Below are 21372 nucleotides of genomic sequence, written 5' to 3'. Positions count from 1 at the left end.
TTAAGATGAGGGTTGTGCAAAGCGCCAGGTGTTAACAACAACGTTTGACTCCCTGCCATTTTTGCTGCTGCTCCCGCTTAAAAAAAGCGTGGCGGCACAAAGGTGTTTCATCCGGGTGATGCAGCGCCTGATGCTGTAAATAACGTTCATAAGCATCATCACCGCTCAGTTCCCGCAACAAAGACCAGCCTTGTTTTAGTTTTAAGCGTAGCGCCTGGCCAAGTTGGCGGCAGACACTGCGTGCTGTGGCAAGTTGCATCAGGCGGTTGCTCCCTGTTGGGTTTCCAGTCTGGTCTGCTGATAAGGTGTTTCTTTAGACTCAGCCACAGGCAAACCACGCAGATGGCGGCTGGCCATTCTGAGCATATCTAAAATAATGATCCACAAGAGCGCAGCAAATAACATGGCAAGCCAGGCGTCGAGCTGCTGGTTAAAAATCAGCTGGGGTGCTACTGCGGCTTTTTCCGGGGGTAACACACCACTGGCCAGTTTTTGGCTCAGATCGTCAGCGGCAGCAAAAAAACCAAGCCTTGGATTGTCGCTTGCCACTTTTTCGTACACTGCTGTGCTGGTCAGAATGGTTAACCACAGCAGTGGCAGGGCTGTCACCCAGACATACTTTAACTTGCCGGATTTAATCAGAATGCCGGTGCAGACACAAAGGGCAATGGCGGCCAGCATCTGGTTGGCAATGCCAAACAGCGGCCACAGAATATTGACGCCACCGTTGGGGTCGATCACGCCTATATATAAAAAATAACCCCAGCCCGCGACGACCAAAGCACTGCTGACAATCACCGAAGGATACCAGCTGGTACGGCCCAGTTTGGGCCAGAGATTACCCAGCATATCCTGCAGCATAAAACGGCCAACCCGGGTGCCGGCGTCCAGTGTGGTCAGGATAAACACGGCTTCAAACATAATGGCAAAGTGATACCAGATGGCTAATAAGTGCTCGCCAAAAGCCGACGCAAAAATGCTGGCCATACCCACAGCCAATGAAGGTGCACCGCCGGTGCGGGCAAATAAAGTGGCTTCGCCCATAGCTTTGGCTAAAGCGTCCATTTGCTCTACGGTCACAGGGAAACCCCAGCTGGTGATAGTAGCCACTGCTTCGCTGGGTAAAGCACCGACAATACCGGCCGGGCTATTGATGGCAAAATAAATACCAGGTTCCAGCACTGTGGCGGCAATTAACGCCATCACCGCAACAAAAGATTCCAGCGCCATACCACCATAACCAATCATCGGGATATCCCGTTCATTACTCAGCAGTTTTGGTGTGGTGCCGGATGCGATCAGCGCATGGAAACCGGAAATGGCACCACAGGCGATGGTAATAAACACAAATGGAAAAATGGATCCTGCAAAAATAGGCCCGCTGCCGTCGGTAAACTGAGTCAAAGCCGGCATTTTAATCTCTGGCTGCAACACAATAATGGCGGCGGCCAAAAGCAGCACGGTGCCGAGTTTCATAAAGGTGGATAAATAATCCCGTGGGGCCAGCAATAACCACACCGGCAATACAGCGGCGAGAAAACCATAACCAATGACACCAAAAGCCAAAGGCAAACCCGGATGGTTAAACAGCTCACGCAGCACAGGTTGTTGGTCTACCCAACCACCACCGCCGACTGAAAGCAGCAGCAAAATGACGCCAAGCAAAGAGCCTTCCAGCACCCGACCCGGGCGGATATAACGCATATAAATGCCGACAATAATGGCAATAGGGATAGTGGCAATCACAGTCGAAGTGGCCCAGGGCGAGTGTTTCATTGCGTTCACCACCACCAGCCCCAATACGGCAATCAGGATAATCATAATCAGCAAGGTGGCAAAAAGTGCAGCGGCGCCGCCAATGGGCCCCAGCTCGTCACGCGCCATTTGGCCAAGGCTTCGGCCATTACGGCGGGTGGAGAAAAACAGCACACACATATCCTGCACACAACCGCCAAGCACACTGCCGGCCAGAATCCACAAGGTGCCTGGCAAATAACCAAATTGCGCTGCCAGGGTTGGGCCAATTAAAGGGCCAGGGCCGGCAATAGCAGCAAAATGATGGCCGAACACCACCCAGCGGTTGGTCGGCAGATAATCACGACCGTCATTGAGCCGTTCTGCTGGTGTGGCGCGGGTATCGTCCAGCATTAAAATCCGGGCTGCCACCCAGGCGCTGTAAAAGCGGTAACCAATGACATAAACACAAACTGCGGCGACAATAAACCACAGGGCATTAATAGATTCACCGCGGTGCAGCGCTATGCCGCCCACTGCGGACGCGCCCAACACCGAAATCCCCAGCCACAATAAAATATGGCCAATACGCTGCTGCATAAAAACTCCCTGTTTTTGTTGTTTTTTTATTCGTTTTTTATTCTTTGTGGCCAATCTTGTATCGGGCAGCGCTTTATTGTCAATCAAGTCAGGCCTTTAGCCCGGCGCTTTGTTGTGTGCTATTCCGGGCCTGCGTTGGCTGTTTGGTGCTTCTCAGGCATACTGCCGGTTTTTCTGCCTGAATTGTTGAGGTGCCGGATGCAAAAGGCCATTGGTATTTTTAGTGTGTTGTTTCTGCTCAGTTATTTAGTAGCAGTTGCTTATCAGTGGTTTGGCCTTGGGATCTGGTATTCCGGCGAGTTGCATTTGCAGCTGGTGCTGCTGAGTCTTGGTCTTTGGTATTTTGTCCGTTTTGTGCAAAGTGGTTCTGTACTGGCGGTGATCTTCGCCAGCATTTTATTACCGCAAGTGAAGATGTATTTTTTGTGGCAACAAGGCCAGGTGCTGCAAGCGGATATGATGCCGGTGTATTACCTGTTGTTTTTACTCAGTTATGCGCTGGTGATTTATCAAATTGCCAAACTTAAAAAACAATTAAAACAACAGCAACAGGATAAGGAATAACTAAATGAGCAAGGATGACAGCGGGCAGGCACAGGGTGATAAGGTAACGGTTCCGTCATCCGCCAGGCTTAGTTATCGTTTAATGGACAATAACGACGCAGACTTGTTGTTTGAACTGGATCAGGACGAAGCTGTCATGCGTTATATCAATGGCGGCAATATCAGCAGCATGCAGGATATCCGGGAACGGATGTTGCCAAGAATGAACAGTTACCGCGACCCGGCAACAGGTTTTGGCCTGTGGCAGGTCAAGACCCGTGCTGATTATGCGCCGCTGCCCAACCGTTATATTGGTTGGGTGCTGATAAGGCCAATGGATTTTTTTGTGGGCACAGCCAAAAAAGATAATGTTGAGCTGGGTTGGCGTTTTTTCCAATCCAGCTGGGGTTATGGTTTTGCCACTGAAGCCGCCAGGGCTGTGGCAGAAGCAGTGACCGCAGCCAATCCGGCTATTTTGTATTGGTCAGCTATTGCCATGCCCGACAATAAAGCCTCCACCCGGGTGATGGAAAAACTCGGCCTGAGTTATGTCAAACAAGGACTGCATCAAGACCCGCTGGGGGATGTGGAAGTGGTGTATTACCGCAAAAAGCTGGCGCCTTAGAGCGCCAGCCTGTGTTGTTATGACCGCCTGTTATTGACACAACACCAAAGCGCGGTATTCATCAAAAGCAAAATGGTCTGTCATGCCGCTGATCCAATCCTGTAATAAACGGCTGCGGTAATAACATTCGTCCAGCGCATAACTGTTGTCGGCAATATTCAAAGCGGCAACAGCCTGTTGGTAACTGACTTTGTGTTTTGTCGACAAACGTCTGGCCAGCCGGCTTTCCAGCGGAAATTCTCTGGCACCCTGACTGCTGATGCAACGCTGAAAGTCCTGGCTGTTTAAGCTTAACAGCGGTAAATAGACATCCAGCAAAGCTGAGATGATCTGAAAACCCTGCACTTCCAGTAATTCAACTTCGCGGTCACTGAACACATGTTGTTGCGCCACTGTTTTAAAGGTTTGGGCTATCGCATGGTATTGGCTGTCGTCCTCCAATAAAGCGCGGTTAAAAGTGCCCTGGCTGATGGCATCCAGATGCAGAATAAACTGCTCAGCGGCATGGTTCACCAGCGGATGGATCATGCTGACCCTGAGCTGGATAAAAAATTCATAAGTGGGATTCAGCTGCTCGTCTGTAGCCTTGGCCAGCGCTTTATCTATGAATTCAGCAAAACTGGCACTTTTGCCCCCTAAACCTTTAATGGGACTGTTGGCATTTTTTTGTCGGGCAAATTCAGTTTTCAGTAGTTCGGCAAGTTGAGACAAGCTCAGAATGCCTTTTTCTACAGCATCTTCAATATCGGCCAGACAATAAGAAATATCGTCTGCGGCTTCCATAATGTAAGTCAGTGGGTGGCGGCCATATTCAACAATACCCAGCTGCTGATTTTGTTCGGCAATAAAAGCCGCTTCACTACGATAAAAACCGGGTTTTTTCATCAGGTAACTTAAATGTGCTGGCACATCGGCTTTGGGCAACCAGGCCGGTCTGGTGTATTTCAGAATACAAGCCGATTGACTGTAGGTCAGGTTCATTTGTTGCAAACTTACCACCAGCCGGATGCCCTGCGCATTACCTTCAAAATGGCATAACTCTTCAATATCCTGCTGCGCTTTTTGCACCAGCGCCGCATCCTTGTTGTCCGGCCTTGGATAAATTTGCCCGATATGACGGGCAAACCAGCGGTTAATGGCACTTTCACCACTGTGACCAAAAGGCGGATTACCGATATCGTGCATCAAACAGGCCATTTCGACCAAGGTTTCGCAGGCGCGTTCCAGCTCAGATAGATGGTATTGTTGCAGCTGCTGCTGGCTGAGTTTGCGGAAAATGGTTTGCACAATAAAACGGCCAACCTGTTGCACTTCCAGCGAATGGGTCAGCCGGCTGCGTACAGCGGCATTACGTTCTAATGGGAATACCTGGGTTTTTTGCTGTAAACGCCGCACCGCAGCTGAGTTGATGATCCGGCCTCTGTCACTTTCAAGCTGCATTTGTAAAAACAATGGTGAATAGTCTTTTACCGCCGATTTGCTGCGTTTGGGTCGGACCGGGCTAATTTTTCCGGCAAAAGAACGGGTCATAACGGCGTTTTCCTGTGGGGCTGGTATCAGATGAATGCTGTTGGATCAGTCAGATAGTTACAGATTTGGCCAGACTGCGCCAGTGGTTCAGATTTTGGTGCAGTGGGCACGACTTTGGACGAAGTGGAAAAAACGGTTGATTTTAGACCTTTTTTAGGTTTTTTCGTTATTTTTTTGAAAATGAGATTGTTGATATTTTGTTCTTTGGGTACATTACAGCCTCACAAAAAAGTCATAACAAGGACGCTTCCATGAAACAAGCAATGATAGTTTTAGGTTTTTCGTTATTTACGCTGGCAGGTTGTGGCTCAACAGCGTCAAACAGCACTTCAGCCGCACAGGCCAATAAGCCAGTGGAAGTGAAAAAAATAACCAAAGATACCGATGACTCAGCTTTAGTTTGTCGCAGTGAAAAGAAAACCGGCCGCCATATGGCAACCCGCGTTTGCCGCACTGTAGCTCAGATCAAAGAAGACAACAGAAATGCTGAAGCCATGATGCGCAATTCTTCGGCAACGCCTGTGACCAACAACTAAGTTGTTATCGCTCCTTTGTGCACAACGCTTCCAACAAGAAGCGTTTTTTTTTGCTGTTTTAACTCAAGTACAGCGCTATTATTGCAACTGGCTTTCCCTTGGCTCCAGCCTTGGTTATAGTGGAGAAAAAGCACAGTTCCGGGGTTCGTTTTTGTTATGGCTGAGCATATCCAACAGGTTGAAAATCGTTTAAGAGAAATTAACCGGCTCAAACGCAAGATTACTTTTGGCAATATTCCTGCCTTTTATCATTCAGTGTCGACGTCATTGGGTATGGCCGAAGGCATGCTGAAATATGGGTTTGAAAACTCTTTAGATGTGCTGACCGACAAGAAGAACTGGAATATCAAATTATTAGGTGGTACCGAAGATAAACTGGGTGACATTGTCTGTGAGCAAAAACCACGGATGTCGATTTACAAGGTGTTTACCAAAAACGGTTTTGAAGTGCATTGTGTGGCCTGGAAAGGCGACCATGAACTGCACACTGATTTGGTTAATCATCCACAGATGGATTTTAAGTTCTGGCACCCGGGTTCGATGAAAGTGGTGTTTCGTATTGCCCAGCTGCATACCTTTATCAAAATGTATTTTGAACACGGAGATGAAGCGGATTTACAGCTGATCCGTTGTGCTCACAATATTGCCGAAGACTTTGTTGACCAGCTCATGCCCAAATTTAATGTGCAAAAAGTGTATGGGGTCAGCGTGCGGAACTTTTTTGATTTTGCTGAGCAAAAATTTAAAGAAAAAGGTGAGCTTTACCTGCCGAACGTATATCCCTTCCAGAATGACTAAAACGGCAAAGCTGTGGTGTAGTTACCATAGCCACAACTTTGCAGGCCCTGTATTCACCAGGTTTAGAATAAATAGCTGACACCCAGCGCCAATACCGGCCAGGCTTTCAGATCTTTGGTGTCGTCTTCAAAATTGGCGGTTTCTTTGTCCAGGTTTTGTTGTAATAAGGCCTGTGCAGCCGGGTCGCTTAGTTGTTTGCTGGTGCTCAGTTGCACCTGGGGGGCGCCTTGTAAAAACACCCCAATGTCGAGGTTCATGGCAAAACCACCATCACCGGCAAAAGCATTGCCCCAGCCAAAACCCAGATAAGGCGCTGCTGACTTAAAGTCGATGCGGCCATTGACGGTGCCAACATCGGCAGCGCTGTACACATTATCGCCAATTTCATAACTGCCACTGGGCACAGCGGCACCTACAAATTGATTGGCATTGTTGCCATAACCAGCGGTCAGACGAAAGCTGCCCGCCAGCGGGTGATAGTCGACCAATAAGCTGGTTGCGCCTAAGTCGAGGTCCAGATCAAATTCCAGATCGCTGTTACCACCCGATGATGATTCGGTGATCTGGCGACTGAATCTGCTGTGTTGTAAACGTAGATTAAAATAATCGTTGGCCTGAGCCACCACTTCTACCCCCAAACCCAAAGTTCCGGCTTTAACACCAACGGCTAATACTTCTGCACCGGCCTGAGTGCTGGTGAGGCTGCAGGCAACAACAGCGGCAAATAAAGTGGTTTTCTTGAACATCTGATCTTCCTTTTCTCGGATAAGGTGTAGTGAGCAGCAAAACAGAGCCTTATTGTGCCGCCTTTGGTTATTGGGGACAACCTTGAAAAACAACATGTTCTGTACTGTGCTGAGATCCATGTTATGTTGCAGTCCGTTTTTGTTTAGGTTGGAAAATAAGAGTGGTTTGAGATGGATTCGTTGTCACAAATTGCGCTGGGTGCAGCGGTCAGTATTGCAGTTTTTCGCCGAAAGCAGCCCCTCTGGCAGTCGGCGGCTTTGGGCGCAGTGCTGGGTACTTTGCCGGATCTGGATGTGCTGATCCAGCATGGGGATCCGATTTCGGACATGACACTGCACCGCACCCAAAGCCATGCGTTGTTTTATCTGACATTGCTGTCGCCTTTATTGGTCTGGTTCTGGTTAAAAATCAGTGACAGCAGTAGCAGTTTCAGGCGGGCATTGCTTGGCGTCTGGCTGGTGCTGATCACCCATCCGCTGTTGGACATGCTCACCATCTACGGCACTCAGCTGTTATTGCCTTTTACCGATTATCCCTTTGGGATAGGGTCGGTGTTTGTGATAGACCCGCTTTATACCTTGCTGCTGTTGTGCGGGCTGATCTTCACTTTGCTGAAAAAAAATCCGTTCTGGAATCAGCTTGGTTTGATGTTCAGCTGCGGTTACCTGCTGTTTGGACTTGTAGCGCAACAATGGGTGCAGCAGCAGGTTGAACAACAATTACCAGCGCAGCAGGGCAAGCTGCTGGTCAGTGCCGCGCCTTTTAATACTTTATTGTGGCGGGTGTTGTGGGTGCAACCGCAGCAATACAGCGAAACTTATCTGTCGTTGCTGGACCCAACCCAAAGTTTGCAGTGGCAACACTATCCCCGTCAGCCGGAACTGATCAGCCAATGGCAGCAGCAGCCGCAAGTGGCCAGAATTGCCTGGTTCAGTCATGGTTTTTTCCAGCTAGAACAGCAGCCAGGGCAGCTGGTGCTGACTGATTTACGGCTTGGGCTGGAGCCTGGTTACAACTTCCGTTTTGTATTAACACAAAATGACCAGGGCGAAGTGACCAATATCGCACAGCTGGAAAGACCACCTGCCGATAGCCGCAGTCTGCGCTGGTTATGGCAAAGGATGCAGGGCAATACACAACAGACACTGGCGCAGTATCTGGCGGCAACTGAAGCTACAGCTGCTGTCACAGGTGACAAGGCAAAAGTAATGCAGGGTAAAGCAGCAGACTAACAAAAACAGCCTGGTGCAGCTTTATTTCACCCAGCGAAAAGCTCTTAACAGCTCGGCCATCACATGCCCGGAATACCAGCGGCCATGGGACAGGATCAGTCTTTTCGGTTGCCATGCCAGCATCTGCAACACGGCGCTACGTAAAGCCCCTTTGTGGTGGCGGAAACGCCAACGTAAGTCCAGCGGGGCTTTGCCGTCTGGGTCCACATTGCCAGCCAGCCAGAATAAAGGCCTGCTCCAGAGCGGGCATTTATCCAATTCAAAATTTTCAATCAGACAGGCCAGGATCAGTGTTTTGCTGGGCGGATGAAAAAATACGGTTTCCTGATGATCGGAACTCTGCTGATCGGTGCCGGCGCTGACCAGTAAAAAGCGTATTTCAGCGGGCCAGGCCGCAGCGGCAAGGCTATCCGGGACAAAACCCAGCTGATAGTCCGCTTTGAGCGTTAAATGGCGTGACAAGGCTCTTTGTTGCACAGCAGGCGGCAGCCATACCAGCGCATCAGGGCACGCCTGTTGCCATTCTTGCAGATAGGCGTAATGCAGCCAGTTGGGTGTGACCAGATGTTGTATCGGGCCCAGTTGTTGTACCTGAGCCAATAATTGTGGCCTGAATGCCACAGGCGCATGCAACCAGATGCCACCGTTTTCCAGCCGGATAACGGTCATCCGGGTGGGGAAAGGTAAGCCAAAATACGACACTGCCGGGCCATCAGCCAGCCAGATATTGTAGGCAACAGGTTTTAATACAAAAAGCGGCGGATACATAACATCACAATCCTTGTGCGGCCGGGCTACGCCGTTATTCAAGCGGAACTTCGGGCCAACCGCAACAAAACAATGTAATAAATGTAAATAAAATGATTTAATTTATTGAGGTGTATTGTTTTTCTAAACATGGCGAATTGGGTAGTCTGTGCTGGCTCGCCGGGCTTAAGCGCGCGGTGACGCGAAAAGCAAAATATGCAGTCTGGTGATGCTGCCGTACCGGCAATGTAAGCTGTTTGCCGTTTTATTAGCTGCGGTTCCACAGGTTCTGATTTTTTAACAGGGTAAAAAACTCATCCGGTCCCCAGCATTTTGGGATCAAGTCCATTTTGCTGCGTTCTTCAAAGTTTGACACCAGTTTGCTCAGGATTTCTTTCAGGCGTTCTTCGCTCATCCGCTCCAGCTTTTTCTGCGCTTGCGGAAAATATAAATTATTGTCGCGTTTCACTATCAGATTGTTGCCGGCATGGGTGTAATTAAGGTTACGGGTGACCACCCGACAGCCCGGTTGGTCGCTTTCTGCTGGGTACAGACTGTTGACGATGGCGTATTCGTATCTGTCTAAATCTTTTTGATCAGAGTCTTTTGGAATATAGGTAATACCATAACCCTGTGGGAAGTCACCGGTAATCTGCAGCAGGTTGTCCACTATGGCTGCATGGTACCAGCCTTTGGCGACACCGGCCCTGAGTACAGCAGCCACTTTAGGCAGCTGGTCATAACGGTAGTTTTGTTTGCTCGGCAGTACCACGGACACATACACTTGGGGTATTTTTAACAGATTGCCGATACCGTCTTCAGGTTGAATGGCTTCTTTGAGTAAATGGCTGATAAACAGTTGTTTATCCTGTTCCTGCAGATTAAAACGGTCCCGCTCTGTTTTGGAATTACCAATATAGGTATCCAGCCCCAGACCATTTTTCAGGTAGTCCTGACTTTGTTCATAACTGATACGCAGCAGTTCCTGCCGCTCCTCACTTGCCAGAGTGCGAAACTCGTCCAGGTCGCCGTTGTCACCCAGCAAAATTTGCCGGGCTGCCGGATGCTGCAGGCCAATATCCTGCAGCAATACTGCCATCACCAATGGCAGCTGAATTTCTTCCAGAAAAGGTGAATACAGCAGGTCGGTTTGCTGGGCTTTTTGCTGTTCGGTTTCCAGCACTTTATTCAGCACATATCGGTTTTTAATTTGCTGATCTGCCAGTAATTGATCCAGCAACAGTACCGCCAATATGGCTTTATAAGCATGTTTATGCCGCTGGTTAATTTGCGGCACCTGTCGGCCTTTGGTCGGCGAAATCAACTGAATAGTGCCCAAAGCGCGGGCGGCCTGTAGCCGGATTTCCTGTGGATTGTCACCTTCGAGCAAATGCAGTAGCTGGCGTGCCACTTGTTTTAAATTACGGATGCGATCCAGCCGGTAATCCTGTTGCAGCCGGCGCTTTTCTTTTAATTGCTGACGAATGTCGCTGAGCAGCTGCGTTGTTTTGCCGCTGCTTTTACCAGAGGTTTCCTGTTTTTCCGCCAGTTCCTGCTCGCGTTGTTCAAGCTGGGCAATTTCCTGCACTTCAGGTGATGAAAAATACTGGTTGGCCTGCTCGTAAATCGAGTCTCTGCGAGCAGTCACATCATAAATTTTGCTCAGCAGATCTTTGATGCTTTTGGTGGCTGCGGTATTGCCAAACTGAGATTGATTCATCCACTGAGGTCCTTGCACTCAAAGCCTACAACAAAGTCCGTGCTTTGTGACTGCTGCGGTGTTGTGCCACAGAGTTCACTAACTCTAGTCTTGTTTCTGTTTGATGCCAGTTATCACAAGAAACAAAATATACCGCAATACGTCAGCTGCAAAAAAGGGAATTCGACAAATTCTGTAAAAGTTGCTTTGCTGTAACAAGGAGTTAGCAACATTGAGGCAAAGATGCGGATAGCAGTGATAGGGGGCGGCATTAATGGGCTGGCCAGCGCATGGCAGCTGGCGCTGGCCGGGCATCAGGTGGAACTCTTTGAACGCGATGCGCTGATGCAGGCGACCAGCGCTGCTTCCAGCAAATTGTTGCATGGTGGTTTGCGTTATCTGGAACAGGGTCATATCCGGTTGGTGCAGGAGGCGCTGCGCGAGCGACGCTGGTGGATCAAAAAGGCTCCCAGACTGACCCGGCGTTTACCTATTCTGTATCCAATTTATCAGGATGGCCGCAGGCCTCGCTGGCAACTGAAAATTGGTCTTTGGTTATACGACTTTTTATCCGGACGCAAAGGCATAGGCCGCCATCGCTGGTTGACACCGGCGCAGCTGTTGCGCTGCAGTCCGGAGTTAAATCCTGAGGGGCTCACCGGCGGTTATTTATTTTTTGATGGCCAGATGCAGGATCAACAACTCGGCTTGTGGGTAGCGGCACAGGCTGAAAAACAAGGGGTGAAAATCCACCAACATTGCCCTGTGGCCGCAGTGAGAGCCAATGGCGCATTGCGATTACAGGGTAATGCCGAATGGTTGCAGTTTGATCGTATTGTGAATGTCGCCGGGCCCTGGAGTAATCAGTTGCTGGAACAATCCGGCCTTGTAGTGCAGCAGCAGCTGGATCTGGTGCGTGGCAGTCATTTATTGCTGCCGCCGGTCAGTAAATATGGCCATATGCTGGAAGTACCGGGCGAGCAACGTATTGTGTTTGTCTTGCCCTATCAGGGGCAAACCTTATTGGGCACCACAGAAGTGCGGCAAAGCCTGGCCGAGCCTATTGCCTGTAGTCACGGCGAAAGAGCCTATCTGCTGGATCTTTATAACCATTATTTTGTCACCAGCCGCAATGCCGCTGATATTATCCGCGAATTTGCTGGGGTGCGGCCTTTGCTTGGTGGTAGTGACAATGCCAGCACTGCAAGTCGTGAATACAGCATGCACTGGCAGCAGCAGCTGTTAACTGTCACAGGCGGTAAATGGACCACAGCCCGCGCCTTGGCGCGGCAAGTGGTGCAGCAAGTGTTGTTGTCCGGCAAACACTAAGCTGTTGTTGCTGCAGGGTGGGCACAGCTGCAACAATTTTTTTTTACCGGGCCTGAACCTCAGGCTGTGCTGCCTCGTCTTGAGTACAGGTTCACATCAGCAGTACAACACAAGGGCAGCATGACCAAAGCACAACTGGATTTATTGGTACTGGCCTGGCAGGACGGCCGCTCTGAAGCTTTTGTCTTGTTGTATCAGTTTTATCAGCCAAAACTTTGCCATTTTGCTGCGTATTTACTGGGAAACAATGCAGTTGCCGAAGATTTAGTGCAAAACGTCTGGTTAAAACTCAGCCGTCGTTTGCAGCGGCTGGAAGATCCAAGGCTGTTTGCCAGCTGGTTATATAAAGCAGTGCGCTGGGAAGTGCTCGACTGGCAAAAAAGCGCCAATCAGCGCCGGCAAGTGCCGCTGGACGAAACAACTGAGGCCTTGTTGTGGTATACGCCCGCCGAGCAAGATTCTGGTTTATATCAGGCCATTGCCTGCCTGGCGCCTGCTGAGCAACTGGTGCTGTTGCTGCATTATTTTCATCAGTGTGAACTGACTGAAATTGCGCTGATCCTGAACCTGCCAACCGGCACGGTCAAATCGCGGTTATTCCGTGCCCGCCAGCAACTTAAACAACAGCTCGACGGAGATTATGATGAATAATAAACAACACGCAGCAGAACTGGCGGCACAAGCCTATCAGTTGGATAAACTAATGCGGGAAGAGCAGGGTTTAATGCCGTTGATCCAATCCGGTTTTCGCGGTGGTTTAAAACCTTTGATGATCCTGGCTTATCTGTTGGCGCTGCTGCTGACGGTTGCCATTGTGTTTTGTGCTTATCAGTTTTTTACGGTAGAGGCGGCACAACAAAACTTTTGGGGTTTTTGTCTGGTGCTGGCTTTTCAGGCGCAGGTGGGCACCAAAATCTGGATCTGGCTGGAAATGAACAGGGCATCTACAGTGCGGGAACTGAAAAGGGTAGAGCTGGCGCTGGCACAGCTGCAGACCCAGGCTGTCGCACAGGCAGCTGCTGAGCGCTGAGCAGAACTACAATAAAAAAGGCAGCCTTTGTGCTGCCTTTTGTCGTTAAGTTAAATCCAACGCCAGAATTTTGGAGCGGCGCTGGTAGTTATACAACTGCTGTTTTTTCGCCGGTAAATCTTCGACGTTTTTCAGCTCAAAACCATGTTCTAAAAACCAGTGAATACTGCGGGTGGTCAGTGCAAACAGGGTTTTGTATTTACGCTGGCGCGCCAGTTGAATAATGTTTTTTAACAGCAAGGTGCCACGGTCGGCGTCGCGGTAATTTGGATGCACGGCCAGGCAGGCAAATTCACCGACGTTTTCTTCCGGAAAGGGATATAACGCGGCGCAGCCAATCACTAAACCATCGCGTTCTATCAACACAAACTGGTCAATTTCCATTTCCAGCTGTTCGCGGGAACGGCGTACCAGCAAACCCTGTTGTTCCAGCGGCCGGATCAAATCCAGAATACCGCCAATATCATTGATAGTGGCGCCACGCAGCCGTTCGGCCGCTTCGGTAACAATCTGGGTACCAATACCGTCGCGCGAGAACAGCTCCTGCAGCAAAGCGCCATTGACGCTGTTACTGACCAGGTGGCAACGCGGAATACCGGCGCGGCTGGCGCTGATAGCAGCATGTAAAAAGGCCAGAGTGGCAGTGCAGGCGCCGGGTTGTTGCTCCATTTGCTGCATAATGACTTCAGCGTCATTGGGCATCAGCTCGGCAATAATTTCGCCGTCTGCATCCACAATACCGCCAATGTCGGTAAAACCTATCATTTTGTCGGCACGCAGTTTAATCGCCACCTGAGTGGCAATTTCTTCGGCGGTCAGGTTAAAACTTTCGCCTGTGACCGAAGCGGCGACCGGTCCCATCAACACAATACAGTTTTGATCGAGCTGACGGCGGATACCCGCCACGTCAATACGGCGTACCCGGCCACTGTGGTGGTAATCCACACCTTCATCCACACCCAAAGGCTGGGCAATGACAAAGTTGCCGCTGACCACGTTGATCTGGGCGTTATGCATAGGGGTGTTAGACAAACTCATCGACAAGCGGGCGGTGATATCGAGCTGCAAAGCACCGGCCACTTGCTTAATCAGTTTAAAAGAGTCGTCGTCTGTGACCCTGATCCTGTTGTGGTATTGTGCCAATAAACCATGTTGCTCCAGCGCCTGGTTAATTTGTGGCCTGGCGCCATACACCAATACTATCTTGATACCAAGGCTGTTTAGCAAGGCAATGTCATTGATAATACTGCGAAAACCGGGTTGGATCATGGCTTCACCGCCCAGCATCACCACAAAGGTTTTGCCACGGTGTGCATTGACATAAGGGGCCGACTGGCGAAATCCATCAACAATTTCAGTGGTACGCACGCTCTGTTTGGTTCCTTCTGGATAAGTGGTTCATGTCATACAGTTTTTGTATGACAGCAGCATGAACTTGAGTGTAGTGGAAAATTATCACAACAGCGCTGAGCGAAAGCTCCGCGGGCGGAAGCTGTTGTGGTTCGGGTAAACGGCGCGTACTTTAAAGCAAAAGTGGATAAATATCCAACAGAAATTTTCTGGTTTATCTCGGGTTGTTCTGGTGGTTTTTTCCAACGGAGCTCTATTGTTGCTGCAAGTTGATGCTCTGGATTTTCTGGTGATGTTATATCCTGTTTTGCTGCATGATTATGCGCCTTGTCAGGGCGGCATTTTTTGTTTTTACCTCGCCAATAAAAAAGCAGCACCAGGTGCTGCTTTGATATCGATAACTGTCAGATCAACAGCTATTTATTTAGTCCAGAATGATATGAGGTAAAAAGCGGGAACTGTCTTTTGTGATCAAAGTGTTGTCTTCACGAATACCCATACCGGCGGCACTGTCACCGACCAGCCAGGAGCCAATTAAAGTGTAACTCTGGTCAAATTTAGGCAGCGGATAAAACTCCTGCCGGATAAAACCAGCATCGGTGTAAGGGCCGTCCACTGTCAGTTTGTTACCTTGTGGGTCTATCAGCTCAATATTGGCGCCTTCGCGCGAATACAAAGGTTTACGCACCCAGCCAGAACGCAACGAGGCTTCACCCGGGCTTTCAAAAAAGCTGGGCAGCAGGTTTGGATGATTGGGATACTTTTGCCATAACAGCGGCAATATGCCTTTGTTGGATAACAACATTTTCCAGGCAGGTTCCAGCCACTGAGTGTCTGAGGTTAATAAATGCTGGCCAAACTCTTCCCGCAGCATAAATTCCCACGGATACAGTTTAAACATGGCCTGCACCGGAAAATTATCCGCATCCACCAGCTGGCCGTTAATTTCACCCAGTTGTTCCAGTGCTAAAAAACGCCCGTCGATGCCGGCCTGAGTGGCAATATCCAGCAGATAATTCACCGTGCCTTTGTCTTCAATATTGTTGCCAATACAGCTGAAATAACAGGGCTGACGCAGTGGCATGGAGGCAAAAGTCTGTTCCAGTTTGTCCTGCAGCGAATTAAACTGGTCGGCGCCTTGTGGCAGCTGACCACGCATCATTTGATCTTCCAGCCACACCCACTGGAAAAAACCGGTTTCAAATAACGAAGTAGGAGTGTCGTAATTGAGCTCCAGTAATTTGGCCGGGCCTTTGCCATGATAAGCCAAATCCAGCCGGCCATATAAATGCGGCTGCGCTGTACGCCAGGACTGTGCCAGCCAGTCCCAATATTGCTCAGGTACTTCCAGCAGCCTTAACTTTTGCTCATCGGCCAGAATATCCGGCACCAGTGACAGAGCCATCTGGTGCAGCTCTTCAGTCGGCGCTTCTATATCCTGTTCAATCTGCGCCAGGCTGAACTGGTAATAAGCGCTTTCGTCCCAATAAGCTTCACCGTCAAAGGTGTGAAAATCAAAACCGACACTTTCGGCATATTGCCGCCAGCCTGGCCTTTCGTTGATCGCAACTTTTTTCATCCGCGCTTAACCACCGCTGCTCATGGTCTGACGCTGCTGTGCCTGAGCACCAAAACCGCCACGGCGCACCATAGAACCCGGCTGCGGCTGCATTTTTGACGGTAACACTGACACAGGGCCGGACTGACGCGCAACCGGCTGATTGCTGGCGGTGCGGTAAGTGCTCATATCATCACGGGATTTATATAAAGGCTGGGTTGGCACTGATTGTTTTGGTGCGGCCTGACCACTGCGATTCAGCATCTGGCCTGCTAAAAAGCCCATCATCATCGGCATAAAAAAGCCTGAGCTGGCCTGTTGTTGCTGCACTGGTGCTGCTGGATCTGTTGCTGTGCCGTCTGTTGTGTTTGCAGTGTTGTTTTGCGCCAGGATGTTGGTTGGCGTTTCACATTGGCCAGCCCCAAAATCGGCTTCACATTCGGCCTGGGACTGATACTTAGGCGCAACCTGGGCATGCAGTTGCTGCGCTTTGGCAAATTCAGCCTGACATTCGGCCGGTGGATTGTAATAAGCGGCACATTCATCTGCGTTCTGATACACAGCGGTTTCCACCGGCTCTTCGCTGCTGCAGCCGGCCAGCAACAAGGTTGCAGTTGGCACCATCAGGATCAGCGCGGCTTTTTTACTGCGTTTAAAAGATGTAGACATAATAACTCCTTAAAACGTCATGCTGGCGGCGTTGATCATGCCGACAGCCACAGAGCAGCAGGCAGAAAACACACCGGCGGCAACTTCGCCATTGGTGATCCGTTGTGGCAGCTGACGCAAGGTAAAACGCACCACCACAAAAGTCAGGCTTTGCACCACCAGCGCAATGGCACCCCAGATAGCACAATCTGCCAGCGAAATTGAATGAGTAATAGCGCTGGACAGTGGCAGCGCAAAACCAACTAAAGCACCGCCAAAAGCGATGGCAGCCGCAGTATTGTTGGATTTAATCAAAGCGATTTCGTCATGGGGCGTCAGCCAGCTGTAAAAACGGGCAAATAAAGCCATTAATAAAATAGCGAGGAAAAAGAAACTTAAAAACTCAGGCAAACCGGCAATTGAAGCAAGCAGCGTATCAGACATCAGATCTTCCTTTGATTTAACGGGTGGGTCTGGCGCTATCATCCTGAATTTAGCAGTAAAAGGCAATTGTCTCGCCGTTTTGCGCTGTGTTGGCTGCAACCAGACCTAAGCACGGCATAGTGAAAAGAGCGGACAACAGTGGCTGCTTGTACTAGGCTCAAAGAGATGAACGGACTCACGGAAATTGCTGCGGTGATAACCAGATTGAGGTGAGTTTATGTTAAATCAGATCAAAGTCCGCACCCGCTTGATCGGGTTGGCGGCTATTCCGTTACTACTGCTGATCCTGGTCAGTCTGATTGCTGTTTATAACATGGGACTGTTAGCCACAGGCGTGGACAGCTTGTATCACGACAGAATCAAACCCCTGCAACAAATTAAAATTGTTTCTGACGCTTATGCCGTCACCATTGTGGATACGATGCACAAACACAGAGCCGGTTTGTTGAATGTGCAGGAAGCCAGCAGCCAGATCCGTCAGGCCGCTGATACGGCCCAAAACGCCTGGCAGGCCTATCGCCAAACCAGGATGACCGCTGAGGAGCAGCGTCTGGTGGATGCGGCCAATCCCTGGATTGATAAGTGGCAATTGCAGTTACAGGGATATCTTCAGAGCATTGCCGATGGCTCAGTGCTGAACCAGCCCAATGCGGATTTTCAGCAGCAGATGTATGGTGTGGCCGATCCGCTCAGCACTGCGCTGGCGAACCTGATCCAGCTGCAGCTGGATGAATCACGGCTGTTTACCGGCGAAGCAGCAGAGCGCCACAGCAGTACTTTGCAGTTATTTACTGTGCTGATGTTGCTGACCATTGCCGGTTTGTCGTTATTGGCCTTATTGGTGTACCGCTCTATCCAGCGGCCGCTGCGTGATTTACGCCAGGTGATTAACAATGTCGGGCAAGATTCCGACCTGCGGTTGCGGGTAAAAATTACCGGCAATGATGAAATAGCCGAAGCAGCCGAATCTTTTAATCAGACTATCAGCAGAGTGCAGGCCTTTTTTGTTGAGCTGGGTGGTGCAGTGCATATGCTGGCGTCGGCTTCAGAGCAAATGAGCAGTGTCAGCGCTCAGGTCAGCGACACAGCTTTTGCCCAGGAACAACAGGCTAATCTGATTGCAACCGCCATTAACCAGATGTCGGCGGCCATTCAGGAAGTGGCCGCCAGTGCGCAGGCCACGTCGGTGCAGGCGGCAGATGCCGATAACAAAACCCGGCTGGGTCATAGCAAAGTATCGCAAAATGTCCGTGCTATCCGGCAGTTATCCGATGCTATAGGCAACGCCAGTGTGGTCATCAACGGTTTAAACGATGAAACCGATAAAATTAGCCAGGTGCTGCTGGTGATCCAAAATATTGCCGCCCAGACCAACTTACTGGCGTTAAACGCGGCCATTGAAGCCGCCAGAGCCGGCGAAGCAGGCCGTGGTTTTGCTGTGGTCGCAGATGAGGTTCGCACTCTGGCGACGAACACGCAAAAGGCAACCGAATCTATCCGTAATATGATCGATACCTTACAGGGTGCAGCCAAAGAAGCTGTCAACGCTATGACCCAATCACAACAATATGCCGGTGACAGCGTACAGAATGCGCAGCAAGCCGGTGATGTGCTGGAGGAAATCCGCAGTTCGGTCGGTACCATAGTGGATATGAATGTGCAGATTTCAGCGGCCACTGAACAACAAACCGTAGTGGCCGAAGATATTAATAAAAACATCACTGAATTTAGTGGCAGTATCAGTGAAGTCAGCCACAGCGCCCGTCACAGTGCCGAGGCCAGCGGGGCTTTAGCTGAGCTGGCGGCGAAATTAAGGTTACAGGCGGCGCAGTATCAGGTGTAACTGCAGCTCTGGCGTCAGGCTGCGCTTTGCATTTCTGCACAGCGCGGCCGTTTTCGAGCTCTTTTTTACGAATCGTTCATAAATTCAGCCTTTTATCGCAGCTGTTGCCCCTTATATCCGCCGTGGCTGGACATTCAGATCGGATTCACTACACTCGGGCCTTAATCAGCATCAAGATGTTATGCAGGAAATCCCGATGAAACAAAAATCTTTAGTCGCCTTAAGTATCGCTTTGGCTTTTGGTCTGGCCGGCTGTGAACAAGCCAGCAAAACTGAAGCGCCACAAGCACAGGCACAAGCTCCGGTTGCGGCTTTAAAAAGTGGTATTGAACTGGGTAATCTCGATACCCAAACCAAACCCCAACAAGACTTTTTCCGTTATGTAAACGGCAACTGGCTGGCAAAAACCGAAATCCCGGCGGATAAATCGGTGTGGGGCAGTTTTCATGAATTACGCAAAGGCGCTGACGAGCATGTGTTAACGTTGATTAAAGCAGCGGCGGCTAAACCGGCAGAGCTAGGCACAGATCAGCAGAAAATCGGTGATTTGTTCCGTGCTTATCTGGATACCGCCAAAATTGACAGCCTGGGCTTAACACCACTGCAGGACGAGCTGGCGGCCATTGATAAACTGACACAACCTGCCGAGCTGGCAGCTTTCTTAGGTCAGATGCAGCAAGACAGATATGGCTCGCCAGTGGCACTTTATGTCGGTCAGGATCAGAAAGATTCCACCAAATATATTGTCAGTGCCAGCCAGTCAGGCCTGGGTTTACCGGACCGGGACTATTACCTGAAAACAGACGAAAAATCTGAACAAATCAAAAAACAATACCAGTGGATGATTGCCAAATTCTGGGAACTGGCCGGCTGGGCTGAAGGCGGCAAAGCGGCAGAGCAAATTTTTGCGCTGGAAAGCAAACTGGCAGAAGCACAGTGGAGCCGGGTACAAAACCGGGATCGCAACGCCACTTACAACAAAATGACTCCGGCTGAACTCAGCACTTTAGCACCTGGTTTTGACTGGGCGGCCTTTATAAAAGCGGCACAGCTTAATAGCGAAGATGCACTGGTGGTACGTCAGCCTACCTATTTTACTGCCTTTGCCAAATTGCAGCAGGAAGTAACGCTGGAACAGTGGAAAACTTACCTGAAGTTTCATTTGATCCGCAATAATGCATCATTACTCAGTGCCAATTTTGAACAGGCCAGTTTTGATTTTTATGGCCGGGTGCTGAGCGGATTGCAGGAACAAAAACCACGGGAAGAACGTGCCGTAGAAGCCATTAACAGCGCGCTTGGTTTTATGGTTGGCAAAATGTATGTGGAAAAATACTTTAAGCCAGAAGCCAAAGAGCGGATGGATCAGCTGATTAAAAACCTGCGGGTGGCTTTTGAGCAGTCGATTAACGAGCTGGACTGGATGAGCGCCGAAACTAAACTGGCGGCTCAGGAAAAACTGAAAAAATTTAATACCAAAATTGGTTATCCGGATGTGTGGCGTGACTACAACTGCCTGAGCATCAGCGCCGACGATCTGATTGGCAATATGCAGCGCAGCAGCCAGTGTGAATATCAACGTATGATTGGCAAATTGGGCAAACCTGTTGATCGCACTGAGTGGGGCATGACACCGCAAACAGTCAACGCTTATTACAGCTCGACCATGAACGAAATTGTGTTCCCTGCCGCTATTTTGCAACCCCCATTTTTTAATGTGGAAGCGGACGATGCCGTGAATTATGGCGCCATTGGCGGGGTCATTGGTCATGAAATTACCCATGGTTTTGACGATCAGGGCAGCCGCTCGGACGGTGACGGTAATTTGCGTGACTGGTGGAGCCCGGCCGATGCTGAGCAATTCCGCCAGCGCACTCAGCTGATGGTGGAGCAATACAGCGCCTTTAACCCTATTGATGATTTAAAACTGCAGGGTGCATTAGGTTTAGGTGAAAACATTGCCGATTTAGGTGGTTTAACTGTGGCTTACCGTGCTTATCAGAACTCGCTGAATGGCAAACCGGCTCCGGTGATTGATGGTTTTACCGGCGAAAAACGCTTTTTTATCGGCTGGGCGCAGGTATGGCGCACCAAGTTCCGTGACGAAGCTTTACGCCAGCAAGTGATCACAGGCCCACATTCACCGGGTATGTACCGGGTGTTAGGTGTATTGTCGAATATGCCGGAGTTTTATCAGGCTTATGATGTAAAACCAGGTGACGGCATGTACCGCCCTGACGATCAGCGGGTGAAAATCTGGTAACAGCGATTGTCGCATTGTCTTAAAAACGGAGCCTGTTGGCTCCGTTTTTATATCACTCAAAAGTGCAAAGTCCGGTTGGCATCAGCAAAGGCGAAAATAAGCACAGGGGTTGAACG

The 21372-nt window shown here is 49.9% G+C and carries 20 protein-coding genes; 10 read left to right on the top strand and 10 right to left on the bottom strand.

Features of this window, described 5'->3' with window-relative positions:
• Positions 1-31: 31 nt before the first annotated feature.
• Both V7P87_RS06415 and V7P87_RS06410 read right to left on the bottom strand, forming a co-directional pair.
• Complete coding sequence (locus tag V7P87_RS06415) at positions 32-259, bottom strand: YbdD/YjiX family protein (protein WP_333796695.1); 228 nt, start codon at positions 257-259, stop codon at positions 32-34.
• Positions 259-2334 (bottom strand): carbon starvation CstA family protein, encoded by a 2076-nt coding sequence (locus V7P87_RS06410; protein WP_333796694.1) that lies wholly within the window; start codon positions 2332-2334, stop codon positions 259-261. The genes V7P87_RS06415 and V7P87_RS06410 overlap by 1 nt, the downstream gene beginning before the upstream one ends.
• Before the next feature lie 198 nt (positions 2335-2532).
• Here V7P87_RS06410 and V7P87_RS06405 point away from each other — a divergent pair, with 198 nt between their 5' ends.
• Together V7P87_RS06405 and V7P87_RS06400 are read left to right on the top strand one after the other, a co-directional pair.
• Positions 2533-2898, top strand: coding sequence for a hypothetical protein (locus V7P87_RS06405; RefSeq protein ID WP_333796693.1), 366 nt, complete (start codon positions 2533-2535; stop codon positions 2896-2898).
• Between the two features lie 4 nt (positions 2899-2902).
• Positions 2903-3502 (top strand): GNAT family N-acetyltransferase, encoded by a 600-nt coding sequence (locus V7P87_RS06400; protein WP_333796692.1) that lies wholly within the window; start codon positions 2903-2905, stop codon positions 3500-3502.
• A 30-nt stretch (positions 3503-3532) separates the two neighbouring features.
• On the opposite strand, the gene dgt is transcribed toward V7P87_RS06400, so the two are convergent.
• A complete protein-coding gene (gene dgt, locus V7P87_RS06395; protein ID WP_333796691.1) occupies positions 3533-5032 on the bottom strand; it encodes a dGTPase in 1500 nt (499 codons plus the stop codon).
• Positions 5033-5283: 251 nt separating this feature from the next.
• Here dgt and V7P87_RS06390 point away from each other — a divergent pair, with 251 nt between their 5' ends.
• Both V7P87_RS06390 and V7P87_RS06385 read left to right on the top strand, forming a co-directional pair.
• The gene (locus V7P87_RS06390) at positions 5284-5568 is read left to right on the top strand and encodes a hypothetical protein (RefSeq protein ID WP_333796690.1); all 285 of its coding nucleotides are present in this window, start codon (positions 5284-5286) and stop codon (positions 5566-5568) included.
• Positions 5569-5724: 156 nt separating this feature from the next.
• A complete protein-coding gene (locus V7P87_RS06385) occupies positions 5725-6366 on the top strand; it encodes a hypothetical protein (RefSeq protein WP_333796689.1) in 642 nt (213 codons plus the stop codon).
• 62 nt (positions 6367-6428) lie between these two features.
• Here the strand turns inward: V7P87_RS06385 and V7P87_RS06380 are convergent, their stop codons facing one another.
• Positions 6429-7112 (bottom strand): hypothetical protein, encoded by a 684-nt coding sequence (locus V7P87_RS06380; RefSeq protein WP_333796688.1) that lies wholly within the window; start codon positions 7110-7112, stop codon positions 6429-6431.
• A gap of 171 nt (positions 7113-7283) precedes the next feature.
• Between V7P87_RS06380 and V7P87_RS06375 the strand changes: the two genes are divergently transcribed.
• Positions 7284-8345 (top strand): metal-dependent hydrolase, encoded by a 1062-nt coding sequence (locus V7P87_RS06375; protein WP_333796687.1) that lies wholly within the window; start codon positions 7284-7286, stop codon positions 8343-8345.
• A gap of 21 nt (positions 8346-8366) precedes the next feature.
• On the opposite strand, the gene V7P87_RS06370 is transcribed toward V7P87_RS06375, so the two are convergent.
• Both V7P87_RS06370 and V7P87_RS06365 read right to left on the bottom strand, forming a co-directional pair.
• Entirely contained in the window at positions 8367-9113 is a 747-nt protein-coding gene (locus tag V7P87_RS06370; protein WP_333796686.1) for a DUF4336 domain-containing protein, read from the bottom strand.
• 247 nt (positions 9114-9360) lie between these two features.
• On the bottom strand, positions 9361-10812 hold the full coding sequence (locus V7P87_RS06365) for a hypothetical protein (protein ID WP_333796685.1): 1452 nt from the start codon (positions 10810-10812) through the stop codon (positions 9361-9363).
• Positions 10813-11034: 222 nt separating this feature from the next.
• Here V7P87_RS06365 and V7P87_RS06360 point away from each other — a divergent pair, with 222 nt between their 5' ends.
• From V7P87_RS06360 to V7P87_RS06350, 3 genes are all read left to right on the top strand, one after another.
• Positions 11035-12120: a glycerol-3-phosphate dehydrogenase/oxidase gene (locus tag V7P87_RS06360; RefSeq protein WP_333796684.1), complete on the top strand. Its 1086-nt coding sequence runs from the start codon at positions 11035-11037 to the stop codon at positions 12118-12120.
• Positions 12121-12240: 120 nt separating this feature from the next.
• A complete protein-coding gene (locus tag V7P87_RS06355; RefSeq protein ID WP_333796683.1) occupies positions 12241-12771 on the top strand; it encodes an RNA polymerase sigma factor in 531 nt (176 codons plus the stop codon).
• A complete protein-coding gene (locus tag V7P87_RS06350; RefSeq protein ID WP_333796682.1) occupies positions 12764-13150 on the top strand; it encodes a DUF6768 family protein in 387 nt (128 codons plus the stop codon). The genes V7P87_RS06355 and V7P87_RS06350 overlap by 8 nt, the downstream gene beginning before the upstream one ends.
• A gap of 45 nt (positions 13151-13195) precedes the next feature.
• On the opposite strand, the gene argA is transcribed toward V7P87_RS06350, so the two are convergent.
• The 4 genes from argA to V7P87_RS06330 form a co-directional block, all read right to left on the bottom strand.
• Positions 13196-14518, bottom strand: a complete 1323-nt coding sequence (gene argA, locus V7P87_RS06345) for an amino-acid N-acetyltransferase (protein WP_296297665.1) — start codon at positions 14516-14518, stop codon at positions 13196-13198.
• Positions 14519-14924: 406 nt separating this feature from the next.
• Entirely contained in the window at positions 14925-16079 is a 1155-nt protein-coding gene (locus V7P87_RS06340; RefSeq protein ID WP_333796681.1) for a glutathionylspermidine synthase family protein, read from the bottom strand.
• A 6-nt stretch (positions 16080-16085) separates the two neighbouring features.
• Positions 16086-16727, bottom strand: coding sequence for a DUF1190 domain-containing protein (locus V7P87_RS06335; RefSeq protein ID WP_333796680.1), 642 nt, complete (start codon positions 16725-16727; stop codon positions 16086-16088).
• Between the two features lie 9 nt (positions 16728-16736).
• On the bottom strand, positions 16737-17150 hold the full coding sequence (locus V7P87_RS06330) for a DUF350 domain-containing protein (RefSeq protein ID WP_260655215.1): 414 nt from the start codon (positions 17148-17150) through the stop codon (positions 16737-16739).
• Between the two features lie 217 nt (positions 17151-17367).
• Between V7P87_RS06330 and V7P87_RS06325 the strand changes: the two genes are divergently transcribed.
• Together V7P87_RS06325 and V7P87_RS06320 are read left to right on the top strand one after the other, a co-directional pair.
• Positions 17368-18993 (top strand): methyl-accepting chemotaxis protein, encoded by a 1626-nt coding sequence (locus V7P87_RS06325; protein WP_333796679.1) that lies wholly within the window; start codon positions 17368-17370, stop codon positions 18991-18993.
• 196 nt (positions 18994-19189) lie between these two features.
• The gene (locus V7P87_RS06320; RefSeq protein WP_333796678.1) at positions 19190-21256 is read left to right on the top strand and encodes a M13 family metallopeptidase; all 2067 of its coding nucleotides are present in this window, start codon (positions 19190-19192) and stop codon (positions 21254-21256) included.
• Positions 21257-21372: the final 116 nt, after the last annotated feature.

The organism is Rheinheimera sp., from assembly GCF_036782235.1.
GTDB lineage: Bacteria > Pseudomonadota > Gammaproteobacteria > Enterobacterales > Alteromonadaceae > Pararheinheimera.
Note: the sequence above shows the minus strand (reverse complement) of the source record. Positions and strands in the feature narration are given on the sequence as shown.

Bases quoted from the DNA above. Each gene is read 5' to 3' on its own strand.
- V7P87_RS06415 (WP_333796695.1), bottom strand. From the start codon at position 259: ATGCAACTTGCCACAGCACGCAGTGTCTGCCGCCAACTTGGCCAGGCG.
- V7P87_RS06410 (WP_333796694.1), bottom strand. From the start codon at position 2,334: ATGCAGCAGCGTATTGGCCATATTTTATTGTGGCTGGGGATTTCGGTG.
- V7P87_RS06405 (WP_333796693.1), top strand. From the start codon at position 2,533: ATGCAAAAGGCCATTGGTATTTTTAGTGTGTTGTTTCTGCTCAGTTAT.
- V7P87_RS06400 (WP_333796692.1), top strand. From the start codon at position 2,903: ATGAGCAAGGATGACAGCGGGCAGGCACAGGGTGATAAGGTAACGGTT.
- dgt (WP_333796691.1), bottom strand. From the start codon at position 5,032: ATGACCCGTTCTTTTGCCGGAAAAATTAGCCCGGTCCGACCCAAACGC.
- V7P87_RS06390 (WP_333796690.1), top strand. From the start codon at position 5,284: ATGAAACAAGCAATGATAGTTTTAGGTTTTTCGTTATTTACGCTGGCA.
- V7P87_RS06385 (WP_333796689.1), top strand. From the start codon at position 5,725: ATGGCTGAGCATATCCAACAGGTTGAAAATCGTTTAAGAGAAATTAAC.
- V7P87_RS06380 (WP_333796688.1), bottom strand. From the start codon at position 7,112: ATGTTCAAGAAAACCACTTTATTTGCCGCTGTTGTTGCCTGCAGCCTC.
- V7P87_RS06375 (WP_333796687.1), top strand. From the start codon at position 7,284: ATGGATTCGTTGTCACAAATTGCGCTGGGTGCAGCGGTCAGTATTGCA.
- V7P87_RS06370 (WP_333796686.1), bottom strand. From the start codon at position 9,113: ATGTATCCGCCGCTTTTTGTATTAAAACCTGTTGCCTACAATATCTGG.
- V7P87_RS06365 (WP_333796685.1), bottom strand. From the start codon at position 10,812: ATGAATCAATCTCAGTTTGGCAATACCGCAGCCACCAAAAGCATCAAA.
- V7P87_RS06360 (WP_333796684.1), top strand. From the start codon at position 11,035: ATGCGGATAGCAGTGATAGGGGGCGGCATTAATGGGCTGGCCAGCGCA.
- V7P87_RS06355 (WP_333796683.1), top strand. From the start codon at position 12,241: ATGACCAAAGCACAACTGGATTTATTGGTACTGGCCTGGCAGGACGGC.
- V7P87_RS06350 (WP_333796682.1), top strand. From the start codon at position 12,764: ATGAATAATAAACAACACGCAGCAGAACTGGCGGCACAAGCCTATCAG.
- V7P87_RS06340 (WP_333796681.1), bottom strand. From the start codon at position 16,079: ATGAAAAAAGTTGCGATCAACGAAAGGCCAGGCTGGCGGCAATATGCC.
- V7P87_RS06335 (WP_333796680.1), bottom strand. From the start codon at position 16,727: ATGTCTACATCTTTTAAACGCAGTAAAAAAGCCGCGCTGATCCTGATG.
- V7P87_RS06330 (WP_260655215.1), bottom strand. From the start codon at position 17,150: ATGTCTGATACGCTGCTTGCTTCAATTGCCGGTTTGCCTGAGTTTTTA.
- V7P87_RS06325 (WP_333796679.1), top strand. From the start codon at position 17,368: ATGTTAAATCAGATCAAAGTCCGCACCCGCTTGATCGGGTTGGCGGCT.
- V7P87_RS06320 (WP_333796678.1), top strand. From the start codon at position 19,190: ATGAAACAAAAATCTTTAGTCGCCTTAAGTATCGCTTTGGCTTTTGGT.